The following is a 269-nucleotide window of genomic DNA, read 5'->3' on the forward strand; positions in this document are numbered from 1 at the left end:
CCGCCCGCAGCACGCCCAGCGCGACGTGCGCGATGTCCTGGCACACCCCGGATCGCGCGGCCCACGCCTCGCGCGCCGTGGAGTTCACGCCGGTCACGCCGCTCTGGTAGTCCATGGCTCCGCCGACCGTCCGGCAGATCTCGAAGGCGGTGTCGTCGACGCCGCCTCCCTCGGCTCTGATCCGCAGGGCGAGCTCGCGCATCTCGTCGTCGGGCATGGTCGCCGGTGTCTGCGTGACGCACTCGGCGAGCGAGAGTGACGACGGGATG

At 72.5% G+C, this 269-nt stretch carries 1 protein-coding gene; it reads right to left on the bottom strand.

Annotated features, from left to right (window positions below; all coding sequences use genetic code 11):
- Positions 1-269 (bottom strand): transglutaminase-like domain-containing protein (locus SB660_RS20910; protein ID WP_410584278.1); only part of this gene is annotated, 269 nt, incomplete at both ends.

This window comes from Bacillus sp. SIMBA_005 (genome assembly GCF_046535585.1).
Classification (GTDB): domain Bacteria; phylum Bacillota; class Bacilli; order Bacillales; family Bacillaceae; genus Bacillus; species Bacillus pumilus.